The organism is Streptomyces sp. NPDC054849, assembly GCF_053610945.1.
Genome location: NZ_JBSGZI010000015.1, coordinates 1 through 25,238 on the forward strand (window position 1 = coordinate 1; position 25,238 = coordinate 25,238).

Here is a 25,238-nt window from a genome sequence, read left to right on the forward strand (position 1 = left end):
ACCGCCCCCCGCACGCGCCCCCCCACCCGCTCGCCCACCCCCCGCCCCCCGGTCGGCGGGCCCGCCCGGGCCGCCGCGACTGCCACCTCCGCCGGTTCCGACCTGGACGCCGCCCGGGCGCCTGCCCGGGCCGCGTCCACACATCGGATCTGCGCGGCCGCTGCCATCAACGCCCACACCAGAAGCGCCGCGAACAGCACCAGCGCCGGGATCACCAAGGCGGCCTCGGCCGTCACATATCCCCGGTCCGCCGTTGCGCGACCCTCCCGGGGCTTCCCCTCAGAACGGCACATCGAGCGCCTTTCCAATGGTCGACTGAAGGGCCGTGGCGACGACTTCACTCGTCACCACCTTGTAGAGAACGGCCGCGAATGCGCAGGCCGCGATGGTGCCCATGGCGTATTCCGACGTGGACATGCCCGCATCGCCCCGGCGACCGCTCAGCGCCGTCCGCATGCGAAACCAGATGATCCTCATGACAACCCCCTGCTGGATTTCCGTTGTTGACGTTTGTGGTCCATGCGATTTCAGGTGTTCGAGAGAAGTTCCGAGGCCATACCGATCACCACCGGAGCGACCCCGATCGCGAGAAAAGCGGGGAGGAAACACAGCCCCACCGGTGCGGTGACGAGGACCGCCGCCCGCTGCGCCCTGGCTCCCGCCCGGCGGGCCCGCTCCTCCCGGAGCCCCGACGCGAGGCGGGAGACCGGCTGCGCCGCGGGCGCGCCCGTCCGGGCGGCCCGTTCCAGGCATTCCGCCAGCGGCCGGGCCCCCGGTATCTCGGCCAACGTCCCCCACCCGGCGCCCGGTTCGCCGCCGAGCCGCAGCTCCGCCCCGGCCCTCGCCAGCCGCTCGCCCACCGGGCCGCCCAGCGACTCCCCGACCACCTCCGCGGCGACCACGGGGCCCGCTCCGGCCGCCAGGCACGCGGCCAACAGATCAGCGGCCAACGGCAGCTGTCGCTCCGCCTCCCTCGGATCCACTGCGGCCGGCGGCCGGGCCCTGGCCTGCCAACGCCTCACCCCGACCGCGGCCAGACCTCCGACGGCCGCACCCGCCACCCCGCCGACGAGCAACCAGCCCGCCAGCAGTACCCCGGCCGGCCCCGCCCATGCCGCCGCCACGCCCCGTACCCGCGAGCCGAACACCGGCCCGCGCAGGCCGGTCTGCGCCCCCAGCAGGGCCGCGATCCTGCGCCGGTCCGCGCGCGCCCTGATCTGCGCCGACACCGCCGACACCGCCCACAGCGCCACCAGTCCGAGGCACAGGGCCATCCCCAGCCTGTGGACGAAGAAGCCGCCCATCACCGCTCCACCGCCCAAGCCGCCCATCACCGCTCCACCGCCCGGACGATGTGGCGACACCACAGCAGTCCCAGCACCTCCAGCACCCCGCCCGCCGCCAGGCAGCCCCACCCCATCGGGGTGTGCAACAGCACCCGCAGCGGATCCGCGCCCAGCCCCGTGCCGATCAGCAGGCCCACCAGCGGCAGCAGGGCGAGCACCACGACCGTGGACCGCGCCCCCGCCAGCTGGGCCCGCAGCGACTCCTGCCGGTCCCGCTCGGCCCGCAGGGCACCCTCCAGCCGGTCGAGCCCGGCGGCCAGTCCCGCACCGCCGTCCACCGACACCCGCCAGCAGGCCGCCATCCCGGCCAATCCCTCCGCACCGGGCTCCCGCGCCGCCTGACGCAGCGCCCCGGGCACGTCCCCGCCGAACGCCGCGGCGGCCAGGACGCCCGCCTCCGCCGGCCCCGGCCCGCCGGGACCCGCAGCCGTCCTCCGCATCGCCGCCGTCAGCGCCTGTCCGGGCTGGGCCCCCGCACGCAGCTCGCCCACCGCCGCCCCGCACAGGGCCACCACCTCGGCGGCCCGCGCCGCCCTGGCCCGCTCCCTGGCCCGCACCCGGAGCCACCGCCGCACCACCGGTACCGCGGCCGCTCCCGCCAGCAGGGGGATCACCGACCCTCCGAGAACCGCGACCACGAGCCCGGCCCCGAGACAGGCCCACTCCCGCCAGTGCGCAGCCCGCACCCGTACGGCGCTCAGCAGCCGATCCCAGCGCACCGGCCCTCCCGGAACCACGGCACCGCCCGCCGCGAGCACCACCCGGGCCCGCCGGGACACCCGGTCGCCGCCCCCGGCGAGCCCCCAGGCGGCCGCTCCGGCACACAGCACCCCGGCGAACAGTGGCACCGACAGCCCCGCCCCGGCGCTCACCGGGCACCTCGCAGCAGTGGACGGAGCCGCTCCCAGCCCCGCTCCCGTACGAAGCCCCGGGCGGACCAGCGCAGCGCCGGTACGGTGACCACCAGCCCGGCGGCGTCCCGCTCCAGCACGTGCACCTCGGCCAGCCGGCGCCGCCCCTCCCGGTCCCGGACCAGGTGGAGCACCAGGGTGAGCGCGGCGGCCAGCTGGCTGTGGAGGGAAGCCCGGTCGAGCCCGGCGGCCGTCCCGAGCGCCTCCAGCCGGGCCGGGACATGAGCGGCGGCATTGGCGTGGACCGTGCCGCAGCCCCCCTCGTGCCCGGTGTTCAGCGCGGCGAGCAGGTCCGCCACTTCAGCGCCCCGCACCTCGCCGACCACCAGCCGGTCGGGCCGCATCCGCAGCGCCTGCCGGACCAGGTCCGCCAACGTGACCAGGCCCGCCCCCTCCTGGTTGGCCGGCCGGGTCTCCAGCCGCACCACGTGCGGATGGTTGGGGCGCAGCTCGGCCGAATCCTCTGCCAGCACGATCCGCTCGCCGGGGCCGACGAGCCCCAACAGGGCGCTGAGCAGAGTGGTTTTGCCCGTCCCGGTGCCACCGGAGACGAGGAAAGACAGCCGGGCCTCGACCATGTCCCGGAGCAGCCGGTGCCCGCCGGGCGGCAGTGTCCCCGCCGCGACGAGTTCCTCCAGGGTGAAGGCCCGCGGCCGCACCACCCTCAGCGAGAGGCAGGCCGAGCCGACGGAGACGGGGGGCAGCACGGCATGCAGCCGGGTGCCGTCCGGCATCCGGGCGTCCACCCAGGGCCGGGCGTCGTCGAGGCGCCGCCCCGCGACGGCGGCCAGCCGCTGGGCGAGCCTGCGCACGGCCTCGGCGTCGGCGAAGGTCACCCCGGTCAGCTCCAGCCCGCCACCGCGGTCCACCCACACCCGATCGGGGGCCGCCACCAGCACATCGGTGACCTCCGGGTCGGCGAGCAGCGCCTCCAGGGGCCCCGCGCCGACCAGTTCGGAGCGCAGCTCGGCTGCCACACCGAGCACTTCGGCATCCCCGAGCAGCCGGCCCTGGGCTCGCAGGGCCGCCGCCACCCGCGCCGGGGTCGGCTCTGCCCCGCTCTCGGCGAGCCGCCGGCGCACCGCGTCCAGGAGTACGGCGCTCATGCCGGCACCCCCTGGGCGGCGCCGAGCGCCCGCTGCCAGAAGCCGTCGCAGAAGCGGGCCAGCGCGCCCCGGCCCTGCGCGCCCGGCGGTTCGCCCTCGGCCACCCGTCCCGGCAACCCCACCTCGACCGGCACCTCGCCGGCCAGCGGCGCCCCCAGCAGCCCGGCCACGGCCTCGGCTTCGAGACCGCCCGGGCAGCGGCCCCGTACGACCACGCGCACGTCCCGGGCCACCATCCGCACCCCGGCGGCCACCCGGCCCGCGGCGGCCACGGCCCGCAGCTCGCCGGGCACCACCATCAGCACCAGGTCGAGCTGTGCCAGCACCTCGGCCACGGCTTCGTCCACCCTCCGGGGGAGGTCGACCACGACGACCCCGCCCCGGCGGCGCGCCGCCGCCACCACCGACCGCATCGCGGCGGGCGGCACCACCACCCGGTCCCCGCGGTCCCAGCTGAGCACCCGCAGGGCGTGCAGCTCGGGCAGGGACTCCTCCAGCGCTCCGGCGCCGACCCTGCCCCGCGAGCCGGCGAAGTCCGGCCAGCGCAGCCCTTCGGCGCTCTCACCGCCGAGCAGTACGTCCATGCCGCCGCCCAGCGGATCGCCGTCGATGAGGATGGTCCGCTCCCCGGCGCGGGCTGCCCGGACGGCGAGTGCGCAGGCGAGGGTGGAGGCTCCGGCCCCGCCGCTGCCGCCGATCACCCCGACGGCGAGGGCGGGCCGCCCAGCCCCTTCCACGACGTCGGCGATGCGGTCGACGAGCTGGCTCTCGGCGTCGGGGAGCCGCAGCACCTCCTCGGCGCCGATCTCCACCGCCCGCTGCCACACGAGCGGGTCGTCCAGGTCCCGGCCGACGAGGAACACCCCGTCCCTGCGGGGCGCCCCTCGCACACGCCGGGCGGCGTCGTCCCCGACCAGCACGAGGGGCGCGGCTTCCCAGGCAACGCCCGCTGCACTGCCGCCGCTTGCGCCTCCCGCAGCGCTTCCGGCGAGACCGCCGTCCTCCTCCGCTGCCGCCCCGCTCTGCTCGGGCACCGCATGGTGCACGTGCGGCTCTGCGCCCGCGGCCGCGCACAGCCTCAGCAGGTCGTCGAGCAGCAGGGGGTCCTCGGTGATGATCAGCGGCCGCCCGCCGCCGGGGGTGGCCCCGGCCACGGGCCCGACGCCCGCCCCGGCCCCCGTCCCCCTTCCGACCACGGACTCCGGCGTTTCACACGACTTCGATCGAGCCACGATCTCCGCCCCCTTCTCACTGAAAATCCAGCACCGCGGACATCGCGGCTGGAATCACCGTGCAGCGATCAGGAAAAAGGAGTGGATCTTGCTCGATAACTGTGGACAACCCATCGATTGTGAATAACCCGGTCACCCGCCCAGGTGAGTTCCGGAGCGCGGCGGAACCACTACGCACCGTCACGAGTCTGAGGGGGTGAGGGCCTTCGCCGGGTCGCCCCGCGCGAGGGGAAGGGCCGGAGGGATGGTCACCTGGGGCCGAAGGCAGGGACGCGAACCGCGTCCGGACATGCGACGACCCCCGCCGGGGGGGAGAGCGGGGGTCGTCCCCACGGTCCGACTCGGGGGGGGAGGAGCCAGACCGGGTTAGCACGGTCGCGAACGATCCGTGACTTCCATGGTGTACCCGAGAGCCTTCTCAGGCAAACCCACGCGCCACACCTTACGCCGAATGGTGGGCGCATATGCTCGGTGCGTGGAAAATCAGCCCTTGCCGCACTCCTCGCCTCGCACCGCAGCCTTCTTCGATCTGGACAAGACGGTCATTGCGAAGTCGAGCACCTTGACGTTCAGCAAGTCCTTCTACCAAGGCGGCCTGATCAACCGGCGAGCCGTGTTGCGCACCGCGTACACGCAGTTCATCTTCCTGGCCGGCGGCGCCGATCACGATCAGATGGAACGGATGCGGGAGTACCTGTCCGCCCTCTGCAAGGGGTGGAACGTGCAGCAGGTACGGGAGATCGTCGCGGAGACCCTGCACGACCTCATCGACCCGATCATCTACGACGAGGCCGCCTCCCTCATCGAAGCCCATCACATGGCCGGCCGCGACGTGGTGATCGTGTCGACCTCCGGCGCGGAGGTGGTCGAGCCGATCGGCGAGATGCTCGGTGCGGACCGGGTCGTCGCCACACGCATGGTCGTGGGCGACGACGGTTGTTTCACCGGCGAGATCGAGTACTACGCCTACGGCCCCACCAAGGCGGAGGCCGTACGCGAGCTCGCGGAGTCCGAGGGGTACGACCTCGCCCGGTGTTACGCCTACAGCGACTCGGCCACCGACGTCCCGATGCTCGAAGCGGTCGGACACCCGCACGCCGTCAATCCCGACCGCGCGCTGCGCCGGGAGGCGGTGGCCCGCGACTGGCCGGTCCTGGTCTTCAACCGGCCGGTGCGACTGAAGCAGCGGCTGCCCGGGCTGTCGATGCCGACGCGGCCGGCGCTGGTCGCCGCGGCCGCCGTGGGTGCGGCAGCCGCCACAGCGGGTCTGGTCTGGTACGCGAGTCGGCGCCGTGCCCACGCTCTGGCCGCCGTCTCGCCTTCCTGAATGTCCTGATCTGCCGGCGATATGCGCTCTCCGGTTCGCCCTGCCTCATCCTGGAAAGTAAAAAGTGGGGCCAGGGCTTCCGCATAGCTCCCAAGCGGAGTACAAATAAAGCAACGGCCCGCGAGACCAAAGAACATCCGAGAGGATCATCTTTAAAACGCAGTAAGGCCCACGGACCGATGCATGAGCGCCGAGCACCCACGCGACGTCGACCCGTCGATTACGGGCCAGCCGCACCAGGTAACGGGCAAAGACCCCGACCTGATGGGCAACTTTCGAGGACGCTTGGTAACTGGGCGTAAATGCCAGCGGCGACACCAAAGCAGTACGGTGTCGCCGCAACCCATGTCCGGGGCAGGTCTGAGGCCGACACCCGCGCCGAAGCCCTCCGAAGAGCCGAAACGCTCCGGAGCGGGCTCAGGCGGCGCCGCGCTGCAGGGCTTCGCAGACCGCCGTCGACTCGCGGACACCGAGCTCGATCGCACGGCCACAGTGGGCGATCCAGGCGGCCATCCCCTCCGGCGTGCCGGAGACGTAGCCCTCGAAGGCGGCCAGATAGGCCTCGCGCCCCTGCTCCGCATGGCCGACCTCAGCCGGGCAGATGGCCTTCGGGTCCAGGCCGCTGTTGATCAGGACGATGCGCTCGGCCGCCCGCGCGACCAGCCCGTTGTACGAGGCGAAGGGACGCAGGGCCAGCAGTTCGCCGTGTACCACCGCCGCCGTGATCAGGGCCGGGGCGGAGCCGCCCGCGATGACCAGACGGGACAGGCCGTCCAGCCGGCCGGCGACTTCTTCCGCGCTCGGCAGCGGAAGTTCCACCAGGGGCTCCACCACCGGCTCGCCCGCCAGGCGGGGGCGGCCCACCACGTCCCCCTGCGCCGTCGAACCCGACGCCACGAGGTGGAGGCGTGCCAGGACGCGCAGCGGCGACTGGCGCCAGATGCTCAGCAGCTGGCCGGCCTCCGCCGTGAGCCGCAGGGCGGCGCCCACCGTCAACGCCTCCGGCTCCGACCCGAAGTCGGTCCGGCGGCGCACCTCCTCCAGAGCCCAGTCCGCGCCGGACAGCGCCGCGCTCCCGCGGGCGCCGCGCAGGGCGGCCTCCGAGGTGATCTCGCCACTGCGGCGACGCATCACCCGGTGCCCGTAGACCCGGTCCACTGCCTTGCGTACGGAATCCACGGACTCGGCGACACCCGGCAGCCCTGCCAGTGCGGCCAGCGGGTCAGAAGCGCTACTCATAAGTAGGGAGCCTACGCACTGCGCACCCATAGCACCGACCCCTCGTTGGAGTGGTCTTCTTCACTCACCTTGACAACACAACGCGACTGACCCACTACCCTTGGTGAACATGAAGATCGCTTTCGTGGGAAAGGGCGGCAGCGGCAAGACGACGCTGTCCTCCCTCTTCATCCGCCACCTCGCCGCCAATGAGGCCCCCGTCGTCGCGGTGGACGCCGACATCAACCAGCACCTGGGCGCCGCACTCGGACTCGGCGAGGACGAGGCCGCCGCCCTGCCCGCCCTGGGCGCGCACCTGCCCCTGATCAAGGAGTACCTGCGGGGCTCCAATCCCCGCATCGCGTCAGCCGACACGATGATCAAGACCACCCCTCCCGGCCGGGGCTCGCGCCTGCTGCGGGTCACCGAGGACAACCCGGTGTACGAGGCCTGCGCGCACACGCTTCTGCTCGACGGGGAGCCCGTACGGCTCATGGCCACCGGGCCGTTCACCGAGGCCGACCTGGGCGTGGCCTGCTATCACTCCAAGGTCGGTGCGGTCGAACTCTGCCTCAACCACCTCGTCGACGGACCGGACGAGTACGTGGTCGTCGACATGACGGCCGGCTCCGACTCCTTCGCCTCGGGCATGTTCACCCGCTTCGACATGACCTTCCTGGTCGCCGAGCCGACCCGCAAGGGCGTCTCCGTCTACCGCCAGTACAAGGAGTACGCACGGGACTTCGGGGTCGCGCTCAAGGTCGTCGGCAACAAGGTGCAGGGTCCCGAGGACATCGAGTTCCTCCAGGACGAGGTGGGCGAGGACCTGCTGGTCACCGTCGGGCACTCGGACTGGGTACGGGCGATGGAGAAGGGCCGCCCGGCCGCCTTCGAGCTGCTGGAGGCGACCAACCGGTTCGCCCTCCAGACACTCCAGGACGCCGCCGACGACTCGTACGCGCACCGCGACTGGAGCCGTTACACCGAACAGATGGTGCGCTTCCACCTCAAGAACGCGGAGAGCTGGGGCAACGCCAAGACCGGGGTCGACCTGGCGGACCAGGTCGACTCCGATTTCGTCCTGCGCGAGGGCCTCGAAGGTCCCCGGCACCTGGAGGAGCCCGACGGCAACGAGGCGCTCGTCAGCCCTCGTCCTCGCTCTCACCGGCCGGCTCCGCAGCCGGCGTGACACCTGCGGGGGCGGCCGGCGCCGCCGGCGGCCCCGCGGTCATGAACTTCGCCCAGCCCTCCTTCGGCGTCTCGCCGACATCGAGGGTGCGCATCCACTCCAGGGTCTTGGGGTCCTGGGCGTCCAGCCAGTCCACCAGCTCCCGGAACGGCACGCAGCGGACGTCCTTCTGGGTGCACATGCCCTTGATGGACTCCTCGACGGCACGCATGTAGGTGCCGCCGTTCCAGGACTCGAAGTGGTTGCCGATGATCAGCGGTGCGCGGTTGCCCTGGTAGACCCGGTCGAAGGCCTGCCGCAGGCCGTCGCGCATCTGGTCGCCCCAGTACTTGTGCTGCGAGGGGTCGCCCTGCGAGGTCGTTCCGGACTGGTTGACCATGTAGTTGTAGTCCATGCTCAGGGTGTCGAAGGCGCGGCCCGGCATGGGGACCAGCTGCAGCGGGATGTCCCAGAGCCCGTCCGTCTTCCTGGGCCAGATCTGCTTGCTGATGCCGCTGGAGTCGTAGCGGAAGCCCAGGTCCTTCGCGGCCAGCATGAAGTTCTTCTGGCCTTCGAGACAGGGTGTGCGGGCGCCGATGAGCTCCTTGTCGTAGTCGAAGGGGAGCGCTTCCAGGTTCTTCAGGCCCGCATTGGTCTTCCAGTTCTTGACGAAGGACTTGGCCTGCTTGATCTCGCTCTTCCACTCGTCGACGGACCACGTGCCGACACCGCCGTCGGGCCCGCAGAAGTGCCCGTTGAAGTGGGTGCCGATCTCATTGCCCTCCAGCCAGGCCGCGCGGAGCTGGGTGGCGGTGTCCTTGATGCCCTGGAGGTCGCCGAAGCCGATGTCGGAGCGGCCGGGCGCGTGCTGCGGCGCGATGTAGAGGGAGCGTTTCTCCTCCGGGAGCAGATAGACGCCGCTGAGGAAGTACGTCATGCGGGCGTTGTACTTCTTGCCGACCTCGCGGAAGTGCGAGAAGAGCTTCTGGCTGTCCTCGCCGGCCCCGTCCCACGAGAACACCACGAACTGCGGCGGCTTTTCCCCGGGCTTCAGCTTCTGCGGCTTCTGTACGTTCGGCTGGGGGCCGGTGTAGGCCGTCGAGCCGTCGCCGATGGGCCGGTTGACGCTGCCGGGAGCCTCCGCAGCGGCTCCCTTGCGCACGTTCGGGGCCCCGGGAGCCGCGGACTTGGCGGGTTCCGAGGTGCTGCACCCGGCGACCCCCAGGACCAGCGCCGTGGCGACCACGCCGCCGGCGATCTTCTTCGTGGCGGCGATCATCCGCCCCACCTCTCCCTCGCAGTTCCATCGCAGGACTTCCGCGCTGCAACGTCCCATGCGGCCCTATGTGAGATAGGTAGGACAAGCCGGACAAAATGCTTAATCACTCTTGAGTGGTAATTCATAGGCCATTTGCCCGAATAATCCCCCACTCGCCTTTACTCTCCATTACCGTCCATTTACTGAGTGTTGAGACTCCCGCCGCTTCATCCCTCCCCCGAGGAGACGGGAACCTATGACAGCCACCTCCACCACACGCACGACCGACAAGATCCGCAAGGATCTCCCCGCCGATCTCTCCGCCTCCATCGCCGTCTTCCTGATCGCCCTGCCGCTCTCCCTCGGCATCGCCCTGGCCACCGGAGCCCCACTCCAGGCCGGTCTGGTCGCCGCGGCCGTCGGCGGGATCGTGGCCGGGCGTCTCGGCGGCGCTCCGCTCCAGGTGAGCGGGCCCGCCGCCGGACTCACCGTGGTCACCGCCGAGTTGATCCAGCACTACGGGTGGCGGACCACGTGCGCCATCACCGTGCTCGCCGGTGTCTGCCAGCTCGGCCTCGCCTTCCTGCGCACCGCCCGGTCGGCGCTCATGGTCAGCCCCGCCATCGTGCACGGCATGCTCGCGGGCATCGGCGTGACCATCGCGCTGGCCCAGCTGCACATCGTGCTCGGCGGCACGCCTCAGAGTTCGGCCGTGGCCAACGTCCTCGGCCTTCCCGGACAGTTGGCCGACCTGCACCCGGTCGCCCTCGGCATCAGCGCGCTGACCCTGATCGTCCTGCTCGGCTGGCCGCGGCTGCCCGGACGGGTGGGCCACGCCCTGCGCAAGGTGCCGGCAGCTCTCGCCGCCGTCGCCACGGCCACCGTCTTCGCGGCGCTGGCCGGGCTCAGCCTGCCCCGGGTGGACCTGCCGTCCTGGAGCAGCCACGCCCTGCCCGAGCTGCCCCAGGGGCCGATCCTCGGCCTCATCGCCGCCGTACTGACCATCACCCTGGTCGGCAGCGTGGAGTCGCTGCTCTCCGCGGTCGCGACCGACAAGCTCATCGCCTCCGAGCGCCGTACGGGCAACCGCCCGCCGCGCGCCGACCTCAACCGGGAACTGCGGGGTCAGGGGGCGGCGAACATCGTCTCCGGGGCCCTCGGCGGCCTGCCCATCACCGGTGTGGCCGTCCGCAGTGTGGCGAACGTCAAGTCAGGTGCGGCCAGTCGGAAATCGGCCATGCTGCACGGGTTCTGGGTGCTGCTCGCGGCCGGTCTGCTGGTCCCCGCCCTCGACCTGATCCCGCTGGCCGCGCTGGCCGCCCTGGTGATGGCGGTGGGCGTGCAGATGGTCAGCATCACGCACATGCGCAGTGTCACCCGGCACCGGGAGATCCTGGTCTACGGCACGACGATCGCGGCCGTGGTGCTCGGCGGGGTCCTGGAGGGCGTGGCCATCGGCATCGCGGTGGCCGTCGCCCTGGCCCTGCACCGGCTCGCCCGGACCCGGATCACCGCGGAACGGCTGGACGACGGGACGCACCTGGTGCGGGCACGCGGGCAGTTGACCTTCCTCGCGGTCCCGCGGCTGAGCCGGGTGCTGAACCAGATTCCACACGACGCGCACGCGGTGATCGAGCTGGACGGCTCCTTCATGGACCACGCGGCCTACGAGACGCTGCACGACTGGCAGGAGTCCCACCTGGCGCACGGGGGCTCGCTGGAGGTCACCGGCCGCTCCGGAGCTGCGGCCCGGCTCGCCGGCGGCGACCCCGCCGACGGAACGGACGCTGCCGACGGAACCGAAGGGGCCCACGGAACCGAAGGGGCCGACGGGAGCCACCACACCGGCCGGTCCCGCCGCGGTGCCCAGCGCGGGGTGCACCAGTGCTGTCGGCCCTGGACCCCCTGGCAGAACCACTGCGACCACCGTCCGACGGGTACCCGTACGGCCACCGCCTCGGCCATGGCGGCAGCGGCGGCCACGGATCCTCAGGCCGCCGGGGCACAGGACTCCGGGGCACAGACCTCCGGGACACAGGCCCCCGCGCCGACCCCCCGGCGGCGCGGCGCCGGCCAGCTGGCCAGTGGGATCAGCGCCTTCCAGCGCGATACGGCTCCGCACGTCCGGGACGAGCTGGCCCGGCTGGCCCGCGAGGGGCAGCGGCCCTCCCAGCTCTTCCTCACCTGCGCGGACTCGCGCCTGGTGACCAGCATGATCACGGCCAGCGGGCCGGGTGACCTCTTCACGGTCCGCAACGTCGGCAATCTGGTGCCGCTGCCCGGCGCGGAGTCCACGGACGACTCCGTCGCGGCGGCGATCGAGTACGCCGTGGACGTGCTGAAGGTGGACAGCATCACGGTGTGCGGGCACTCGGGCTGCGGGGCCATGCAGGCCCTGCTCAGCTCCGCGCCGGGGGTGCCGATGACCCCGCTGCGCCGCTGGCTGCGGCACGGGCTGCCCAGCCTGGAGCGGATGGCCAGCCGCCACCACGCCTGGGCCCGGATCTCGGGCCGGCTCCCGGCGGACGCGGTGGAGCAGCTGTGCCTGACCAATGTGGTCCAGCAGCTGGAGCACCTGCGGGCCCACGAATCGGTGGCCCGGCGACTCGCCGAGGGCACCCTGGAGCTGCACGGGATGTACTTCCACGTGGGCGAGGCGCAGGCGTATCTGCTGTCCGAAGGTGAGGACTTCTTCGACTGCCGGGTTTTCGACAGCGTGGGTCAGCACGCCTGAACCGCGGCGCCGGTGAACCGGTAGCCTCCCGTATCCGTGCCATCGTGTGGCCTCTTCTCGCACCCTGCGTCGGGAAGGGGCCATTCGCACGCCGTTCTCGTGCGGGCCGACTCGTGATATAGGTCTAAACCAATTCGCGGCTACCCCTTGTCACCTGGGCCGCTGACTGATGAGCTATGCCCGGGGACACAACGGACACCCTGGGAAAGGGAGATGTCGTGAGCAATGAGAGCCTGGCCAATCTGCTCAAGGAGGAGCGGCGGTTCGCACCGCCCGCCGATCTGGCCGCCGCCGCCAATGTGAAAGAGGCTGCGTACGCACAGGCCGACGCGGACCGGCTGGGCTTCTGGGCCGAGCAGGCCCGGCGTCTGACCTGGGCCACCGAGCCGACCGAGACGCTCGACTGGACGAACCCGCCCTTCGCGAAGTGGTTCGCGGACGGCAAGCTGAACGTCGCGTACAACTGCGTGGACCGCCACGTCGAGGCCGGCAACGGGGACCGCGTCGCCATCCACTTCGAGGGCGAGCCCGGCGACAGCCGCGCGATCACCTACGCCGAGCTCAAGGACGAGGTCTCCAAGGCCGCCAACGCCCTGACCGAGCTGGGTGTCGAGGCCGGCGACCGGGTCGCCGTCTATCTGCCGATGATCCCCGAGGCGGTCGTCGCGATGCTCGCGTGCGCCCGCGTCGGCGCCGCGCACTCCGTGGTCTTCGGCGGGTTCTCCGCCGACGCCGTGGCCTCCCGCATCCAGGACGCGGACGCCAAGCTGGTCATCACCGCCGACGGCGGCTACCGACGCGGCAAGCCCACCGCCCTGAAGCCCGCCATCGACGAGGCCGTCGCCAAGTGCCCGCAGGTCGAGCACGTGCTCGTCGTGCGCCGCACCGGCCAGGACACCGCCTTCACCGAGGGCCGCGACATCTGGTGGCACGAGGCGGTCGGGCGCCAGTCCGCCGACCACACCCCGCAGGCCTTCGACGCCGAGCACCCGCTCTTCATCCTCTACACCTCGGGGACCACGGGTAAGCCGAAGGGCATCCTGCACACCTCGGGCGGCTACCTCACGCAGACCGCGTACACCCACCACGCGGTCTTCGACCTGAAGCCGGAGACCGACGTCTACTGGTGCACGGCCGACATCGGCTGGGTGACCGGGCACTCCTACATCGTCTACGGGCCGCTCGCGAACGGCGCCACCCAGGTGATGTACGAGGGCACGCCGGACACCCCGCACCAGGGCCGCTTCTGGGAGGTCGTGCAGAAGTACGGCGTCACCATCCTCTACACGGCTCCCACGGCGATCCGTACGTTCATGAAGTGGGGCGACGACATCCCCGCGAAGTTCGACCTGTCGAGCCTGCGCGTACTGGGCTCGGTCGGCGAGCCGATCAACCCCGAAGCCTGGATCTGGTACCGCAAGCACATCGGCGGCGACCGCTGCCCGATCGTGGACACCTGGTGGCAGACCGAGACCGGCGCGATGATGATCTCCCCGCTGCCGGGCGTCACCGCCACCAAGCCGGGCTCCGCACAGCGCGCCCTGCCGGGAATCTCCGCCACCGTCGTCGACGACGAGGCGAACGAGGTCCCCGACGGCGGGGGCGGCTACCTGGTCCTCACCGAGCCGTGGCCGTCGATGCTGCGCACCATCTGGGGCGATGACCAGCGGTTCATCGACACCTACTGGTCGCGCTTCGAGGGCAAGTACTTCGCGGGCGACGGCGCCAAGAAGGACGACGACGGCGACATCTGGCTGCTCGGCCGGGTGGACGACGTCATGCTGGTCTCCGGCCACAACATCTCGACCACCGAGGTCGAGTCGGCCCTCGTCTCGCACCCCTCCGTCGCCGAGGCGGCGGTCGTCGGCGCGAAGGACGAGACCACCGGCCAGGCCATCGTGGCCTTCGTCATCCTGCGTGGCAGCGCCTCCGAGACCGACACGCTCGTCGGCGAGCTGCGCAACCACGTGGGTGCCACGCTCGGCCCGATCGCCAAACCGAAGCGGATCGTCCCGGTGCAGGAACTGCCGAAGACCCGCTCCGGCAAGATCATGCGCCGCCTGCTGCGTGACGTGGCGGAGGACCGCGCGGTCGGCGACGTCACCACGCTCGCCGACTCCTCGGTCATGGACCTGATCCAGAGGAAGCTTCCGGCCGCCGGCAGCGAGGACTGAGACACACCGGAAGGGGCACCCTGCGCGCCGCGCAGAGTGCCCCTTCCGCGCATAAAGTGATGATCACCGGATGCGTCCTCGCGTTCACTCTGTAAAATCTTGAAAGCATAAAGAAAGACCACAGGGTGCGCCGGGAAGTCTGGTCGGCAATGAGCTTCGCCATGCCGTCCAACCGCCCCCCGGAGGTTTCCCCTCGTGGCAGCGCCCAGCCCCACCGACCACAAGAGCCGCCGCACCCTGCTCGGCCGGCTCTCGCTGCCCGAGCGCCGCTTCGTCGCCGATGCCCTGCGCGCCGAAACGGTCGGCGGGGTCCTGCTGCTCGTGGCCGCGATCGCGGCCCTCCTCTGGGCGAACATCCCCGCCGTCTCGGAGAGCTACGCGAGCGTCGGGTCCTTCCACATCGGCCCCGCCTCCCTCGGCCTGGACCTCTCGCTGCAGCACTGGGCGGCCGACGGGCTCCTCGCCGTCTTCTTCTTCGTCGCCGGCATCGAGCTCAAGCGCGAACTCGTCGCAGGCGACCTGCGCGATGCCAAGGCGGCCGCTCTCCCGGTGATCGCCGCCGTGTGCGGCATGGCCGTACCCGCGCTGGTCTACGTCGTGGTCAACACCGCCGGCAACGGTTCGATGGACGGCTGGGCGGTCCCGACCGCCACCGACATCGCCTTCGCGCTCGCCGTCCTCGCCGTCATCGGCACCTCGCTGCCGTCGGCCCTGCGCGCCTTCCTGCTGACCCTCGCGGTCGTCGACGACCTCTTCGCCATCCTGATCATCGCGGTGTTCTTCACCCAGGAGATCGACTTCCTGGCGCTCGGCGGCGCGGTCGTGGGCCTGGTCCTCTTCTGGTTCCTGCTCCGCCGGGGCGTCCACGGCTGGTACGTCTACGTACCGCTGGCCCTGGTCATCTGGGGCCTGATGTACAACAGCGGCGTCCACGCCACCATCGCCGGCGTGGCCATGGGCCTGATGCTCCGCTGCACCCGCAGGGACGGCGAACAGCAGTCCCCCGGCGAGCACATCGAGCACCTGGTCCGGCCCGTCTCGGCCGGTCTCGCCGTGCCCCTCTTCGCCTTGTTCTCCGCCGGGGTCCCGCTCTCCGACGAGGCCATCGCCCAGGTCTTCACCCGGCCCGAGACCCTCGGCGTGGTCCTCGGCCTCGTCGTCGGCAAGACGGTCGGCATCTTCGGCGGCACCTGGCTGGCCGCCCGCTTCACCAGGGCCGAGCTGAACGAGGACCTCGCCTGGCCCGACGTGCTCGCCGTGGCCTCGCTCGCCGGCATCGGCTTCACCGTCTCCCTCCTGATCGGCGAACTCGCCTTCGCCGGCGACCCGGCCCTCACCGGCGAGGTCAAGGCGGCCGTCCTGATCGGCTCCCTCATCGCCGCCGTGATCGCGTGCGTCCTGCTCAAGCTCCGCAACCGCAGGTACAAGGCACTCACCGACGCCGAGGAGCGCGACGAGGACCTCGACGGCATCCCGGACATCTACGAACAGGACAATCCCGACTACCACCTCCGGATGGCCAGGATCTACGAGGACCGGGCCGCGGAACACCGCCGCAGGGCCGAGGAGGCGGGCGCCACCGCGCCCCGAACCGCGGCCGGGTCCACCACCGAGGGCGACCGTCCGGCATGATCTGACTGACGACGCAGGACACGCCCGGCAGCAGACGACAGAGGGAGAGAGCGATGAGCGCAGTGGACCAAGAGGCACAGGGAGCCGAGCGCACACTCGGCCAGCTGGTCGCCTCGGCCACCGCCGAGATGTCCGCGCTGGTGCACGACGAGATCGCCCTCGCCAAGGCGGAGATCCGCGAGGACGTCAAGCGCGTGGGCAGCGGCTCCGCCTCCCTCGTCGTCGCAGGGGTGTTCGCGGTCTTCTCCCTCCCGGTGCTGACGTTCGCCGCGGCGTACGGGATCCACAACCTGGGGCTCGGGCTCGCATGGTCCTTCCTCATCGTCGGCGCCGCGTTCCTGCTGATCGCGGGTGTGCTCGCGCTGATCGCCGTACGGAAGTTCAAGAAGGTCAAGCCGCCGGAGAAGTCCATCGCCTCCGTCAAGCTGACCGCCGCGGTGGTCGGGACCGTCAAGCCGCACCCGCGGCCGGTGAGTGACAAGGCTGTGGGTGTGGCACGCTCGTCCTCATGACAGCGCCCACTCCGGACTCCAGCGTTCCCCCCACGGCCGCCACGGCCGTACGGCTCGACCTGCCCGGTGGAAAAGCGGTGACGCACCGGGACGTCGCCGCCAACGGCGCCCGCTTCCACGTCGCCGAACTGGGTGACGGGCCGTTGGTGCTGCTGCTGCACGGCTTCCCGCAGTTCTGGTGGACCTGGCGGCACCAGCTGACCGCGCTCGCCGACGCCGGGTACCGGGCGGTCGCGATGGACCTGCGCGGGGTGGGCGGCAGCGACCGCACACCGCGCGGCTACGATCCCGCCAACCTGGCGCTCGACATCACCGGGGTCGTACGGTCCCTCGGCGAGCCGGACGCCGCGCTCGTCGGGCACGACCTGGGCGGGTACCTGGCCTGGACGGCGGCCGTGATGCGGCCCAAGCTGGTGCGCCGGCTCGTCGTCTCGTCCATGCCGCATCCGCGCCGCTGGCGCTCCGCGATGCTGTCGGACTTCGGGCAGACGCGGGCGAGTTCCCACATCTGGGGCTTCCAGCGTCCGTTCGTCCCCGAGCGGCAGCTCGTCGCCGACGGCGGGGCCCTGGTGGGGGATTTGATCCGGGACTGGTCGGGGCCTCGGCCGCCCGAGGACGAGGACCTCGCCGTGTACCGGCGGGCCATGTGCATCCCGTCCACCGCGCACTGCTCCGTCGAGCCGTACCGCTGGATGATGCGGTCGATGGCGCGGCCGGACGGGCTCCAGTTCAACCGGCGGATGAAGCGGCCGGTGCGGGTGCCGACGCTGCATCTGCACGGTTCGCTCGACCCGGTGATGCGGACGCGGAGTGCGGCCGGTTCCGGTGAATACGTCGAAGCCCCGTACCGGTGGCGGCTGTTCGACGGGCTCGGGCACTTCCCGCACGAGGAGGACCCGGTGGCCTTCTCGACCGAGCTGGTGAACTGGCTCAAGGACCCCGAGCCGGACCGCTGACCGGAGGCCGGCCGGGCCGCGTCCGGGCGGCCGTCCGGACGGCCGTGGTGGAGCGCCCTCCACCCCCCGAACGAGCGGCAGTTGGCTCATCTGTTCGTCTTACGGGCATTCAATTGCCTGGCGCATAGGCCAATTGGCCGCGCCTGACGGGGTTACGGACCTTGGGGCACGGGCACAGCTCGGAGTATGAGCTGGACGCACGACTACGGTGACACCGCGCACGAACGCCGCTCGGCAGCTACGCCGGGCACCCACGAGAGGGCCGGCCGACACGGCCACGACCTCCGCCTCGACATTCCCCGCATCCTGCGCCGCCGGGCCCGCTGGGTCTCCGCGCGCCTGCGCCATCCGCGGACGTAGGGACCCGCCGGGAGCGGCGCCTCAGAGGGCGCAGCCCTGGCTCTCGACCCGCCGGTTGGCGACCTTGCCGATCCGGATGTCGTCCTGGATCTCGTCCACCGTCAGCACGTAACCGGTGTTCGGGTCGTCGAGGGACTTCGCGAAGACGACCCCGTAGACCTTGCCGTCGGGCGTCAGCAGCGGCCCGCCGGAGTTGCCCTGGCGGACGGTCGCGTACAGCGAGTAGACGTCCCGTCGGACCGTGCCGCGGTGATAGATGTCCGGGCCGTTGGCGTTGATCCGCCCGCGGACACGGGCCGCGCGGACGTCGTACGCGCCGTTCTCCGGGAAGCCGGCGACGATCGCGTCGCTGCCGCTCGCCGCGTCCTTGTCGGCGAACTCCAGCACCGGGGCCTTCAGCTTGGGCACGTCCAGGACGGCGATGTCGCGCTCCCAGTCGTAGAGCACGACCTTGCCGTCGTAGAGCCTGCCCTCTCCGCCGATCTGCACGGTCGGCTCGCCGACCCCGCCGACGACGTGCGCGTTGGTCATCACCTTGCCGGACGCGAAGACGAAGCCCGTGCCCTCCAGCACCTTGCTGCAGCTGGGCGCGGTGCCGACGACCTTCACGATCGAGCCCTTGGCGACCTCGGCGACCGGGCTGCGCGCGAGCCCCGGGTCGGGCGCCTGCACCTCGGTGATCGGCTCGTTGGAGAACGGGCTGAACACCTGGGGGAAGCCGTTGCGCGCGAGGGTGGAACTGAACTCCGAGAACCAGGTGTTCGCCTGGTCGGGCAGCACCCGAGACACGCCCAGGAGCACCTTGGAGTTGCGGACCTCCTTGCCCAGGGTGGGAAGCGAGGTCCCGGCGAGCGCCGAACCGATCAGCCAGGCCACCAGCAGCATCGCGACCACGTTCACCAGGGCGCCGCCGGTCGCGTCGAGCGCGCGCGCCGGCGACCACGTGATCTGGCGGCGGAGCTTGCTGCCGAGATGGGTGGTCAGGGCCTGGCCGATCGAGGCACAGATGATGATCACGACGACGGCGATGACGACCACCGTGGTGGACACCTGGGTGCCGTTGTCCGTCACCCGGTCCCAGATCAGCGGGAGCAGGGACACGGCGATGAGACCACCGCCGAGGAAGCCGATCACCGACAGGATGCCGACGACGAAGCCCTGGCGGTAGCCGACGATCGCGAACCACACGGCCGCGAGCAGCAACAGGATGTCCAGCACGTTCACGTGGGCCACCGTCTCATGCGCGCCAGTCGAGCGGCACGTGCCGCGAGCGGTCCCAGGGGCGCTCCCAGCCCGCGAAGTGCAGGATCCGGTCGATCACCCCGGCCGTGAAACCCCAGACCAGAGCCGATTCGACGGTGAAGCCCGGCCCCAGGTGGCCGCTCGGGTGGGCGACCGTGACCCGGTGCTCGGGATCCGTGAGATCGGCCACGGGAACCGTGAAGACCCGGGCCGTCTCGGCCGGGTCCACGGCGCCGACGGGGCTGGGCTCGCGCCACCAGCCGAGGACGGGGGTCACGACGAACTCGCTGACGGGAATGTAGAGACGGGGCAGCACTCCGAAGAGCTGGACACCGGAAGGGTCGAGTCCGGTCTCCTCCTCGGCCTCGCGCAGCGCGGCGCGCAGTGGGCCGGTGGTCTGCGGATCGCCGTCCTCCGGATCCAGTGCGCCGCCGGGGAAGGACGGCTGGCCCGCGTGCGAGCGCAGGGTGCCGGCGCGTTCCATGAGGAGCAGTTCGGGGCCGCGCGGGCCCTCACCGAAGAGGACGAGCACGGCTGACTGCCGCCCGCGGCCGTCCTCGGGCGGCAGAAACCGGCTCAGCTGCCGCGGCTGGACCGTCTGCGCGGCCGCGACGACGGGGTCGAGCCAATCCGGCAGGCCGTCCGCACTGAGGACGATGCCGCCGTCAGTGCGGGCTCCCGCTGCCGTCTCGTCCCGTGTACCGCTACCGCTACCGCGCGTCATAGGCATCCCTGTCCGTGAGCTCCCACACCGCCAAACGCGGTGCGGGTACCGATTCGTTCCTCAGGTACAGCATCACTGCGGGGGTTCGCCCGAACCCCGCGCCTCACAGCCCGGCGAGGCCGGACAGGAGCCCCTGCGCCGAAGAGGCGCCCGGGGCCGCGCTCAGGACGGCGTCGGAGCGGCCCCGAGCGGCGGGGCCGGCAGGCCCGGATAGTCCGGAGGCGGGGTCAGCCGCTGGCCCGGCTGGCCGCCCTTCTCGTACTTGAGCAGCTTCTTCGCCTTCTCAGGGTCGGTCTCGCCCTCCCCGTACGCCGGGCAGAGCGGCGCGATCGGGCAGGCCCCGCAGGCGGGCCTGCGCGCGTGGCAGATGCGGCGGCCGTGGAAGACGACCCGGTGCGAGAGCATCGTCCACTCGCTCTTCGGGAAGATCGCGCAGATCTCCGCCTCGACCTTCTCCGGATCCTCCTGCTCGGTCCACTTCCAGCGGCGCACCAGGCGGCCGAAGTGGGTGTCCACGGTGATCCCCGGGACACCGAACGCATTGCCGAGGACCACGTTCGCGGTCTTGCGGCCCACTCCGGGCAGCGTCACCAGGTCCTCGATCCGGCCCGGCACCTCCCCGCCGAAGTTGTCCCGCAGGGCCTGCGAGAGGCCGAGGAGGGACCGTGACTTTGCCCGGAAGAACCCGGTCGGCCGGATGAGCTCCTCCAGATCCTCGGGGACGGCCGCGGCCATGTCCTCGGGGGTCGGGTAGGCGGCGAAGAGGGCAGGGGTCGTCTGGTTCACCCTCAGGTCGGTGGTCTGTGCGGACAACACCGTCGCGACGAGCAGCTCGAAGGGGTTGCGGAAGTCGAGTTCCGGATGGGCGTACGGATAGATCTCGGCCAGCTCACGGTTGATCCGCCGGGCCCTGCGCACCATGGCCAGGCGCGATTCCGGCGTGGCCGCCTTCGCTTTCTTGGCCGAAACTTTGCCCTGCGGGGCCGAGGCGGCCGTCGCGGACGCCTCCATCGGGGCGTGTTCGCCCACGGCTGAATTTTGGGTCTCCGTCACTCCTGCGGACCCCTTGGCCTGTGCTCTCACCGGCTTATTGGACACCCGGCCAGCCTAAGGCCGGGCGCTGACACCCGCCCGGACCTCAGGTAACACCACCCCGATTGGTCTCTCGCCGCACAGCACGGCCGTCCGTCCGGCATCCTTGTGACTGATCGCACTGTTTGAGCCGTCCGGCAAAATGGGGAGCACGGTCCCCTGAGCTGGTCGACATAGGAGAGAGACTCGTGGACGACGTTCTGCGGCGCGCCCCGCTCTTCGCGGCGCTCGATGACGAGCAGGCCGCGGAGCTCCGCGCCTCCATGGGCGAGGTGACCCTCGCACGCGGTGACGCCCTGTTCCACGAGGGCGACCCCGGCGACCGGCTGTATGTCGTGACCGAGGGCAAGGTGAAGCTGCACCGCACCTCCCCCGACGGTCGCGAGAACATGCTGGCCGTCCTCGGCCCCGGCGAGCTGATCGGCGAGCTGTCGCTCTTCGACCCGGGCCCGCGCACCGCCACCGCGACCGCGCTGACCGAGGTCAAGCTGCTCGGCCTCGGCCACGGCGACCTGCAGCCCTGGCTAAACGCCCGGCCCGAGGTCGCGACCGCGCTGCTGCGCGCCGTCGCCCGGCGCCTGCGCAAGACCAACGACCAGATGTCCGACCTGGTCTTCTCCGACGTTCCCGGCCGTGTGGCGCGGGCTCTCCTCGACCTGTCGCGCCGGTTCGGCGTGCAGTCGGAGGAGGGCATCCACGTGGTGCACGACCTCACGCAGGAGGAGCTCGCACAGCTCGTCGGCGCCTCGCGCGAAACCGTGAACAAGGCCCTGGCCGACTTCGCGGGCCGCGGCTGGCTGCGCCTGGAGGCGCGTGCGGTGATCCTGCTGGACGTGGAGCGCCTCGCGAAGCGGTCTCGCTGACGCCGGTCTCGGCAGTTGGAGGGGTCCTGCCCGATGGGGTGGGGCCCCTTTCGCATGTCGGCGTGCTGCGCGTTACGGGAGCTCTGCCGCCAGAGCCCCACAGCCCTCGCGCCGCCGAATGCCGGCGGGGCCTGCTCCGCGGGGGTCCGTGCACAGTGGATGTATGGAGCGCAGAGGGCTGGACGCTTCCGGGTACGTCGAACGGGAGGGGTCCCTCGGGCGGGTGCAGGACGACTTCTGGAGCGTCGTGGCGGCCGCGCGGGAGCGGACCCGCGAGGCGTACGGGCGGCGGCTGCACAGTGCGTACCTCTACGGGTCCGTGCCGCGCGGGACGGCCCGGCCCGGGCGGTCCGGCCTCGACCTGCTGCTCGTCCTGCACCACGCACCCTCCGACGAGGACCGGGACACCGCCGAGGTGCTCGCGCGCGGGCTCGACGAGGACTTCGAGGAGGTAGACGGGGTCGGCATCCTGCTCCAGGGCAAAGCCGCCGTGCTCAGCGAGGCGAAACGATTCGACCTGGGATGGTTCCTCGCCTGCCTGTGTACACCGCTGCTCGGCGCGGACCTGGCCGAGCACCTTCCGCGCTACCGCCCCGACGGCCGGCTCGCCCGCGAGACCAACGGCGACCTGGCCGACGTACTGACCGGATGGCGCACGCAGGTACAGGCGGCGTCGACCCCCGAGCAGTACCGGAACCTGAGCCGGCTCCTCGCAGGGCACCTGGTACGCGCCGGCTTCACGCTCGTGATGCCCCGGTGGGGCGGCTGGACCGGCGACCTCGCCGAGTCCGCGGAGATCTTCGGCGCGTACTACCCGGAGCGCGCGGCCCAGATGCGGGCCGCGGCGGCCGTGGCGCGGGACCCGGTCGAGGACCCGGCCGTGCTGCGCGCGTACGTCGAGGACCTCGGACCCTGGCTCGCCGACGAGTACACGGCCCGACACGGCACGAAGACGCCCCGCTGAGAGGTGTTCACCACCTCCGGGCGTTCCTGGTCCGCCTCAGGGCTCCCAGAGCCCTCAGGAGCCACACAGGGCTCGGGCGGCTCAGGGTTCAGGGGGTTCAGGGCGCTCAGGGGAGGTTCAGGGCCTCAGGGGCTCGCTCAGCCCCTCATGACTCCTTGGTGACCGCGAGGGCGTCGACGGCCAGCTTGGCCTCCGCCAGGCCCGCGCCGGTGATCCGGCGGTAGGCCTTGATCGCCGAGATCTGCCGGTCGGCCGTCAGCAGCGCGCGTACCTCGTCCATCCCCGCCGGCTCCGGCTCCTCGATGCCGAAGTGGTCCAGCACCAGGGCCAGGCGCCGCTCCATCCGGTCCGCCTTGAGCTGCAGGTTCTGCACCCGCAGGGTCACCGTCGAGGTGATCCATCCGGCCGTGGCAACCAGCATGACCAGCAGGAACACGGTGTTCATTCGGGCCCTCCAGGAATCAGTCCGTGATCTTGAAGGTACTCGAGCTGCGCCCGAACGGACCATTCGGCGGCCGGCCACAGGGAGCGGTCCACGTCCGCGTAGACGTGCTCGACGACCGCCGCGGGCGTCACGAAGCCGTTCTCGACGGCCGTCTCCACCTGCGCGAGCCGGTGCGCCCGGTGGGCCAGGTAGTACTCGACGACGCCCTGCGCGTCCTCCAGGACCGGCCCGTGGCCGGGCAGGACGGTGTGCACCCCGTCGTCCACGGCGAGCGAACGCAGGCGCCGCAGGGAGTCCAGGTAGTCGCCGAGGCGTCCGTCGGGGTGGGCGACGACGGTGGTGCCGCGGCCCAGGATGGTGTCGCCGGTCAGCACGGCCCGGTCGGCGGGCAGGTGGAAGCAGAGCGAGTCGCTGGTGTGGCCCGGGGTCGGGACCACGCGCAGCTCCAGCCCGCCCGTGCGGATCACGTCCCCGGCGGCCAGGCCCTCGTCGCCGAGGCGCAGGGCCGGGTCCAGGGCGCGGACCTTCGTGCCGGTGAGCTCGGCGAAGCGGCCCGCGCCCTCGGCGTGGTCGGGGTGGCCGTGGGTCAGCAGGGTCAGGGCGATCCGCTTGCCCGCCTGCTCGGCGGTGGCGATGACCGCCCTCAGGTGTCCGTCGTCCAGCGGGCCGGGGTCGATCACGACGGCGAGGTCGGAGCCGGGCTCGGAGAGCAGCCAGGTGTTGGTGCCGTCCAGGGTCATCGCGGAGGCGTTGGGGGCCAGGACGTTCACCGCGCGGGCGGTCGCGGGCCCGGAGGTGACGACACCGCGGGGCTGTCCGGGAAGTGCGGCGGCTTCGGTCATGCGGGGCCTCCTGGACGGCCGGGGCGTACGCGCTTGGTGAACTCGTCGTGCCCCGGCCAGCTCAGCACCAGCTCGCCGTCCTCCAGCGAGGCCTGGGCCAGGACCGGCGCGAGGTCCTGGGCGGCGGCCGCGGTCAGCGCGTCGAGGGCGCTCCCGTACGGCTCCAGGGAGCGCAGGGTGGAGATGGTGGGCGGCATCATCAGCAGCTCGCCCTTGTCGTAGCCGGCGGCCGCGTCCGCCGGGCGGATCCAGACGGTCCGGTCGGCCTCGGTGGACGCGTTGCGGGTGCGCTGTCCCTCGGGGAGGGCGGCGACGAAGAACCACGTGTCGTAGCGGCGCGGCTCGAACTCGGGGGTGATCCAGCGCGCCCACGCCCCGAGCAGGTCGGAGCGCAGCCGCAGGCCGCGGCGGTCGAGGAAGTCCGCGAAGGACAGCTCCCGCGCCACCAGGGCCAGCCGGTCGGCCTCCCAGTCGTCACCGGTGGTGTCGCCGACGACGGTGTCCGGGGTCTCCCCGGCGAGCAGGACGCCCGCCTCCTCGAAGGTCTCCCGCACGGCGCCGCAGACGATGGCCTGGGCGGTACGGGGATCGGTCCCGAGGCGGGCCGCCCAGTCCTCCTGCGAGGGCCCCGCCCAGCCGACCTGGTGTTCCTCGTCGCGCGGGTCGACGCCGCCGCCCGGATAGGCGTACGCGCCCCCGGCGAACGCCATGGAGGCCCTTCTGCGCAGCATGTGCACGGCGGGTCCGGCGGGCGTGTCGCGCAGGAGCATCACGGTGGCGGCGCGCCGCGGTTCCACCGGGGTGAGCGAGCCGTTCGCGAGCGCGCGGATGCGGTCGGGCCACTCCGGGGGGTACCACTGACCTCCGGCGGGGGGCTGCTGAGCATGCTGACCATTCGGCATGGCCGGATGCTACGGCCATCCGGGCCGATGTTCGAGGGGCCGCCTGTGCGACAGGCGGCGCGGGCGGGCGTATGCCCGGCCCGCCGGGGTCCCACGTCCCGGAGCCCGCCCCTTGTTGCAGCCTCGCCGGCGTTCGTTGCGGCCTCGCCGGCGTTCGGGGTGCGCGGGTCCGGGGGCGCAGCCCCCGGCAGCGGCGCCCCACCCGGACCCGACCGGCGGAACCCTCCCGG

At 72.0% G+C, this 25,238-nt stretch carries 24 protein-coding genes; 10 read left to right on the forward strand and 14 right to left on the reverse strand.

All coding sequences use genetic code 11. The features are described 5' to 3' along the window. The 6 genes from ACWGIF_RS09495 to ssd form a co-directional block, all read right to left on the reverse strand. Window positions 1-293 (reverse strand): TadE family type IV pilus minor pilin (locus ACWGIF_RS09495; protein ID WP_453493520.1); only part of this gene is annotated, 293 nt, incomplete at its 3' end. Further along, window positions 280-477: a DUF4244 domain-containing protein gene (locus ACWGIF_RS09500; RefSeq protein WP_453493523.1), complete on the reverse strand. Its 198-nt coding sequence runs from the start codon at window positions 475-477 to the stop codon at window positions 280-282. The genes ACWGIF_RS09500 and ACWGIF_RS09495, both read right to left, overlap by 14 nt. Before the next feature lie 50 nt (window positions 478-527). Continuing rightward, complete coding sequence (locus ACWGIF_RS09505) at window positions 528-1,331, reverse strand: type II secretion system F family protein (RefSeq protein WP_453493526.1); 804 nt, start codon at window positions 1,329-1,331, stop codon at window positions 528-530. Continuing rightward, complete coding sequence (locus ACWGIF_RS09510) at window positions 1,331-2,218, reverse strand: type II secretion system F family protein (RefSeq protein ID WP_453493529.1); 888 nt, start codon at window positions 2,216-2,218, stop codon at window positions 1,331-1,333. The genes ACWGIF_RS09505 and ACWGIF_RS09510 overlap by 1 nt, the downstream gene beginning before the upstream one ends. After that, on the reverse strand, window positions 2,215-3,363 hold the full coding sequence (locus tag ACWGIF_RS09515; RefSeq protein ID WP_453493532.1) for a TadA family conjugal transfer-associated ATPase: 1,149 nt from the start codon (window positions 3,361-3,363) through the stop codon (window positions 2,215-2,217). The genes ACWGIF_RS09510 and ACWGIF_RS09515 overlap by 4 nt, the downstream gene beginning before the upstream one ends. Then, window positions 3,360-4,517 carry a septum site-determining protein Ssd gene (gene ssd / locus ACWGIF_RS09520; protein ID WP_453493534.1) on the reverse strand — a complete coding sequence of 386 codons (1,158 nt, stop codon included), beginning with the start codon at window positions 4,515-4,517 and terminating at the stop codon, window positions 3,360-3,362. The genes ACWGIF_RS09515 and ssd overlap by 4 nt, the downstream gene beginning before the upstream one ends. Before the next feature lie 529 nt (window positions 4,518-5,046). Between ssd and ACWGIF_RS09525 the strand changes: the two genes are divergently transcribed. Beyond that, window positions 5,047-5,922 carry an HAD family hydrolase gene (locus tag ACWGIF_RS09525; RefSeq protein ID WP_453493537.1) on the forward strand — a complete coding sequence of 292 codons (876 nt, stop codon included), beginning with the start codon at window positions 5,047-5,049 and terminating at the stop codon, window positions 5,920-5,922. Window positions 5,923-6,339: 417 nt separating this feature from the next. Here the strand turns inward: ACWGIF_RS09525 and ACWGIF_RS09530 are convergent, their stop codons facing one another. After that, window positions 6,340-7,161 (reverse strand): oxidoreductase, encoded by an 822-nt coding sequence (locus ACWGIF_RS09530; RefSeq protein WP_453493540.1) that lies wholly within the window; start codon window positions 7,159-7,161, stop codon window positions 6,340-6,342. Window positions 7,162-7,270: 109 nt separating this feature from the next. Between ACWGIF_RS09530 and ACWGIF_RS09535 the strand changes: the two genes are divergently transcribed. Beyond that, window positions 7,271-8,329, forward strand: a complete 1,059-nt coding sequence (locus ACWGIF_RS09535) for an ATP-binding protein (RefSeq protein ID WP_453493543.1) — start codon at window positions 7,271-7,273, stop codon at window positions 8,327-8,329. Here ACWGIF_RS09535 and ACWGIF_RS09540 read toward each other — a convergent pair. Continuing rightward, complete coding sequence (locus tag ACWGIF_RS09540) at window positions 8,283-9,587, reverse strand: hypothetical protein (protein WP_453493546.1); 1,305 nt, start codon at window positions 9,585-9,587, stop codon at window positions 8,283-8,285. The two genes, ACWGIF_RS09535 and ACWGIF_RS09540, sit on opposite strands and share 47 nt — an antisense overlap. Window positions 9,588-9,822: 235 nt before the next feature. On the opposite strand from ACWGIF_RS09540, the gene ACWGIF_RS09545 reads away from it, so the two are divergent. From ACWGIF_RS09545 to ACWGIF_RS09570, 6 genes are all read left to right on the forward strand, one after another. Further along, entirely contained in the window at window positions 9,823-12,300 is a 2,478-nt protein-coding gene (locus tag ACWGIF_RS09545) for a SulP family inorganic anion transporter (RefSeq protein WP_453493549.1), read from the forward strand. Window positions 12,301-12,476: 176 nt separating this feature from the next. Further along, window positions 12,477-14,474: an acetate--CoA ligase gene (gene acs, locus ACWGIF_RS09550; protein WP_453493552.1), complete on the forward strand. Its 1,998-nt coding sequence runs from the start codon at window positions 12,477-12,479 to the stop codon at window positions 14,472-14,474. 195 nt (window positions 14,475-14,669) lie between these two features. Continuing rightward, window positions 14,670-16,106: a Na+/H+ antiporter NhaA gene (nhaA, locus tag ACWGIF_RS09555; protein ID WP_453493554.1), complete on the forward strand. Its 1,437-nt coding sequence runs from the start codon at window positions 14,670-14,672 to the stop codon at window positions 16,104-16,106. 53 nt (window positions 16,107-16,159) lie between these two features. Then, complete coding sequence (locus tag ACWGIF_RS09560; protein WP_453493557.1) at window positions 16,160-16,618, forward strand: phage holin family protein; 459 nt, start codon at window positions 16,160-16,162, stop codon at window positions 16,616-16,618. Continuing rightward, the gene (locus ACWGIF_RS09565) at window positions 16,615-17,574 is read left to right on the forward strand and encodes an alpha/beta fold hydrolase (protein WP_453493560.1); all 960 of its coding nucleotides are present in this window, start codon (window positions 16,615-16,617) and stop codon (window positions 17,572-17,574) included. The genes ACWGIF_RS09560 and ACWGIF_RS09565 overlap by 4 nt, the downstream gene beginning before the upstream one ends. A 186-nt stretch (window positions 17,575-17,760) precedes the next feature. Beyond that, window positions 17,761-17,934: a hypothetical protein gene (locus ACWGIF_RS09570; protein WP_453493563.1), complete on the forward strand. Its 174-nt coding sequence runs from the start codon at window positions 17,761-17,763 to the stop codon at window positions 17,932-17,934. A 21-nt stretch (window positions 17,935-17,955) separates the two neighbouring features. Here ACWGIF_RS09570 and ACWGIF_RS09575 read toward each other — a convergent pair whose 3' ends face one another. The 3 genes from ACWGIF_RS09575 to nth all read right to left on the reverse strand — a co-directional run bounded on the left by ACWGIF_RS09575 (window position 17,956) and on the right by nth (window position 20,911). Beyond that, on the reverse strand, window positions 17,956-19,158 hold the full coding sequence (locus ACWGIF_RS09575) for a MarP family serine protease (RefSeq protein WP_453493566.1): 1,203 nt from the start codon (window positions 19,156-19,158) through the stop codon (window positions 17,956-17,958). Window positions 19,159-19,171: 13 nt separating this feature from the next. Then, window positions 19,172-19,906 carry an NUDIX hydrolase gene (locus tag ACWGIF_RS09580; RefSeq protein ID WP_453493569.1) on the reverse strand — a complete coding sequence of 245 codons (735 nt, stop codon included), beginning with the start codon at window positions 19,904-19,906 and terminating at the stop codon, window positions 19,172-19,174. 156 nt (window positions 19,907-20,062) lie between these two features. Continuing rightward, entirely contained in the window at window positions 20,063-20,911 is an 849-nt protein-coding gene (gene nth, locus ACWGIF_RS09585) for an endonuclease III (RefSeq protein ID WP_453493776.1), read from the reverse strand. Between the two features lie 269 nt (window positions 20,912-21,180). Here nth and ACWGIF_RS09590 point away from each other — a divergent pair, with 269 nt between their 5' ends. Further along, window positions 21,181-21,855 (forward strand): Crp/Fnr family transcriptional regulator, encoded by a 675-nt coding sequence (locus tag ACWGIF_RS09590; RefSeq protein WP_003981529.1) that lies wholly within the window; start codon window positions 21,181-21,183, stop codon window positions 21,853-21,855. A 163-nt stretch (window positions 21,856-22,018) separates the two neighbouring features. Next, window positions 22,019-22,819, forward strand: a complete 801-nt coding sequence (locus ACWGIF_RS09595) for a nucleotidyltransferase (RefSeq protein WP_453493572.1) — start codon at window positions 22,019-22,021, stop codon at window positions 22,817-22,819. A 145-nt stretch (window positions 22,820-22,964) separates the two neighbouring features. On the opposite strand, the gene ACWGIF_RS09600 is transcribed toward ACWGIF_RS09595, so the two are convergent. Genes ACWGIF_RS09600 through ACWGIF_RS09610 form a run of 3 tightly spaced genes read right to left on the reverse strand, consistent with a single transcriptional unit; the run spans window position 22,965 to window position 25,008 of the window. Then, on the reverse strand, window positions 22,965-23,264 hold the full coding sequence (locus ACWGIF_RS09600) for a hypothetical protein (protein ID WP_453493575.1): 300 nt from the start codon (window positions 23,262-23,264) through the stop codon (window positions 22,965-22,967). Then, entirely contained in the window at window positions 23,261-24,106 is an 846-nt protein-coding gene (locus ACWGIF_RS09605; RefSeq protein WP_453493578.1) for an MBL fold metallo-hydrolase, read from the reverse strand. The genes ACWGIF_RS09600 and ACWGIF_RS09605 overlap by 4 nt, the downstream gene beginning before the upstream one ends. After that, a complete protein-coding gene (locus ACWGIF_RS09610) occupies window positions 24,103-25,008 on the reverse strand; it encodes an NUDIX hydrolase (protein ID WP_453493581.1) in 906 nt (301 codons plus the stop codon). The genes ACWGIF_RS09605 and ACWGIF_RS09610 overlap by 4 nt, the downstream gene beginning before the upstream one ends. Window positions 25,009-25,238: the final 230 nt, after the last annotated feature.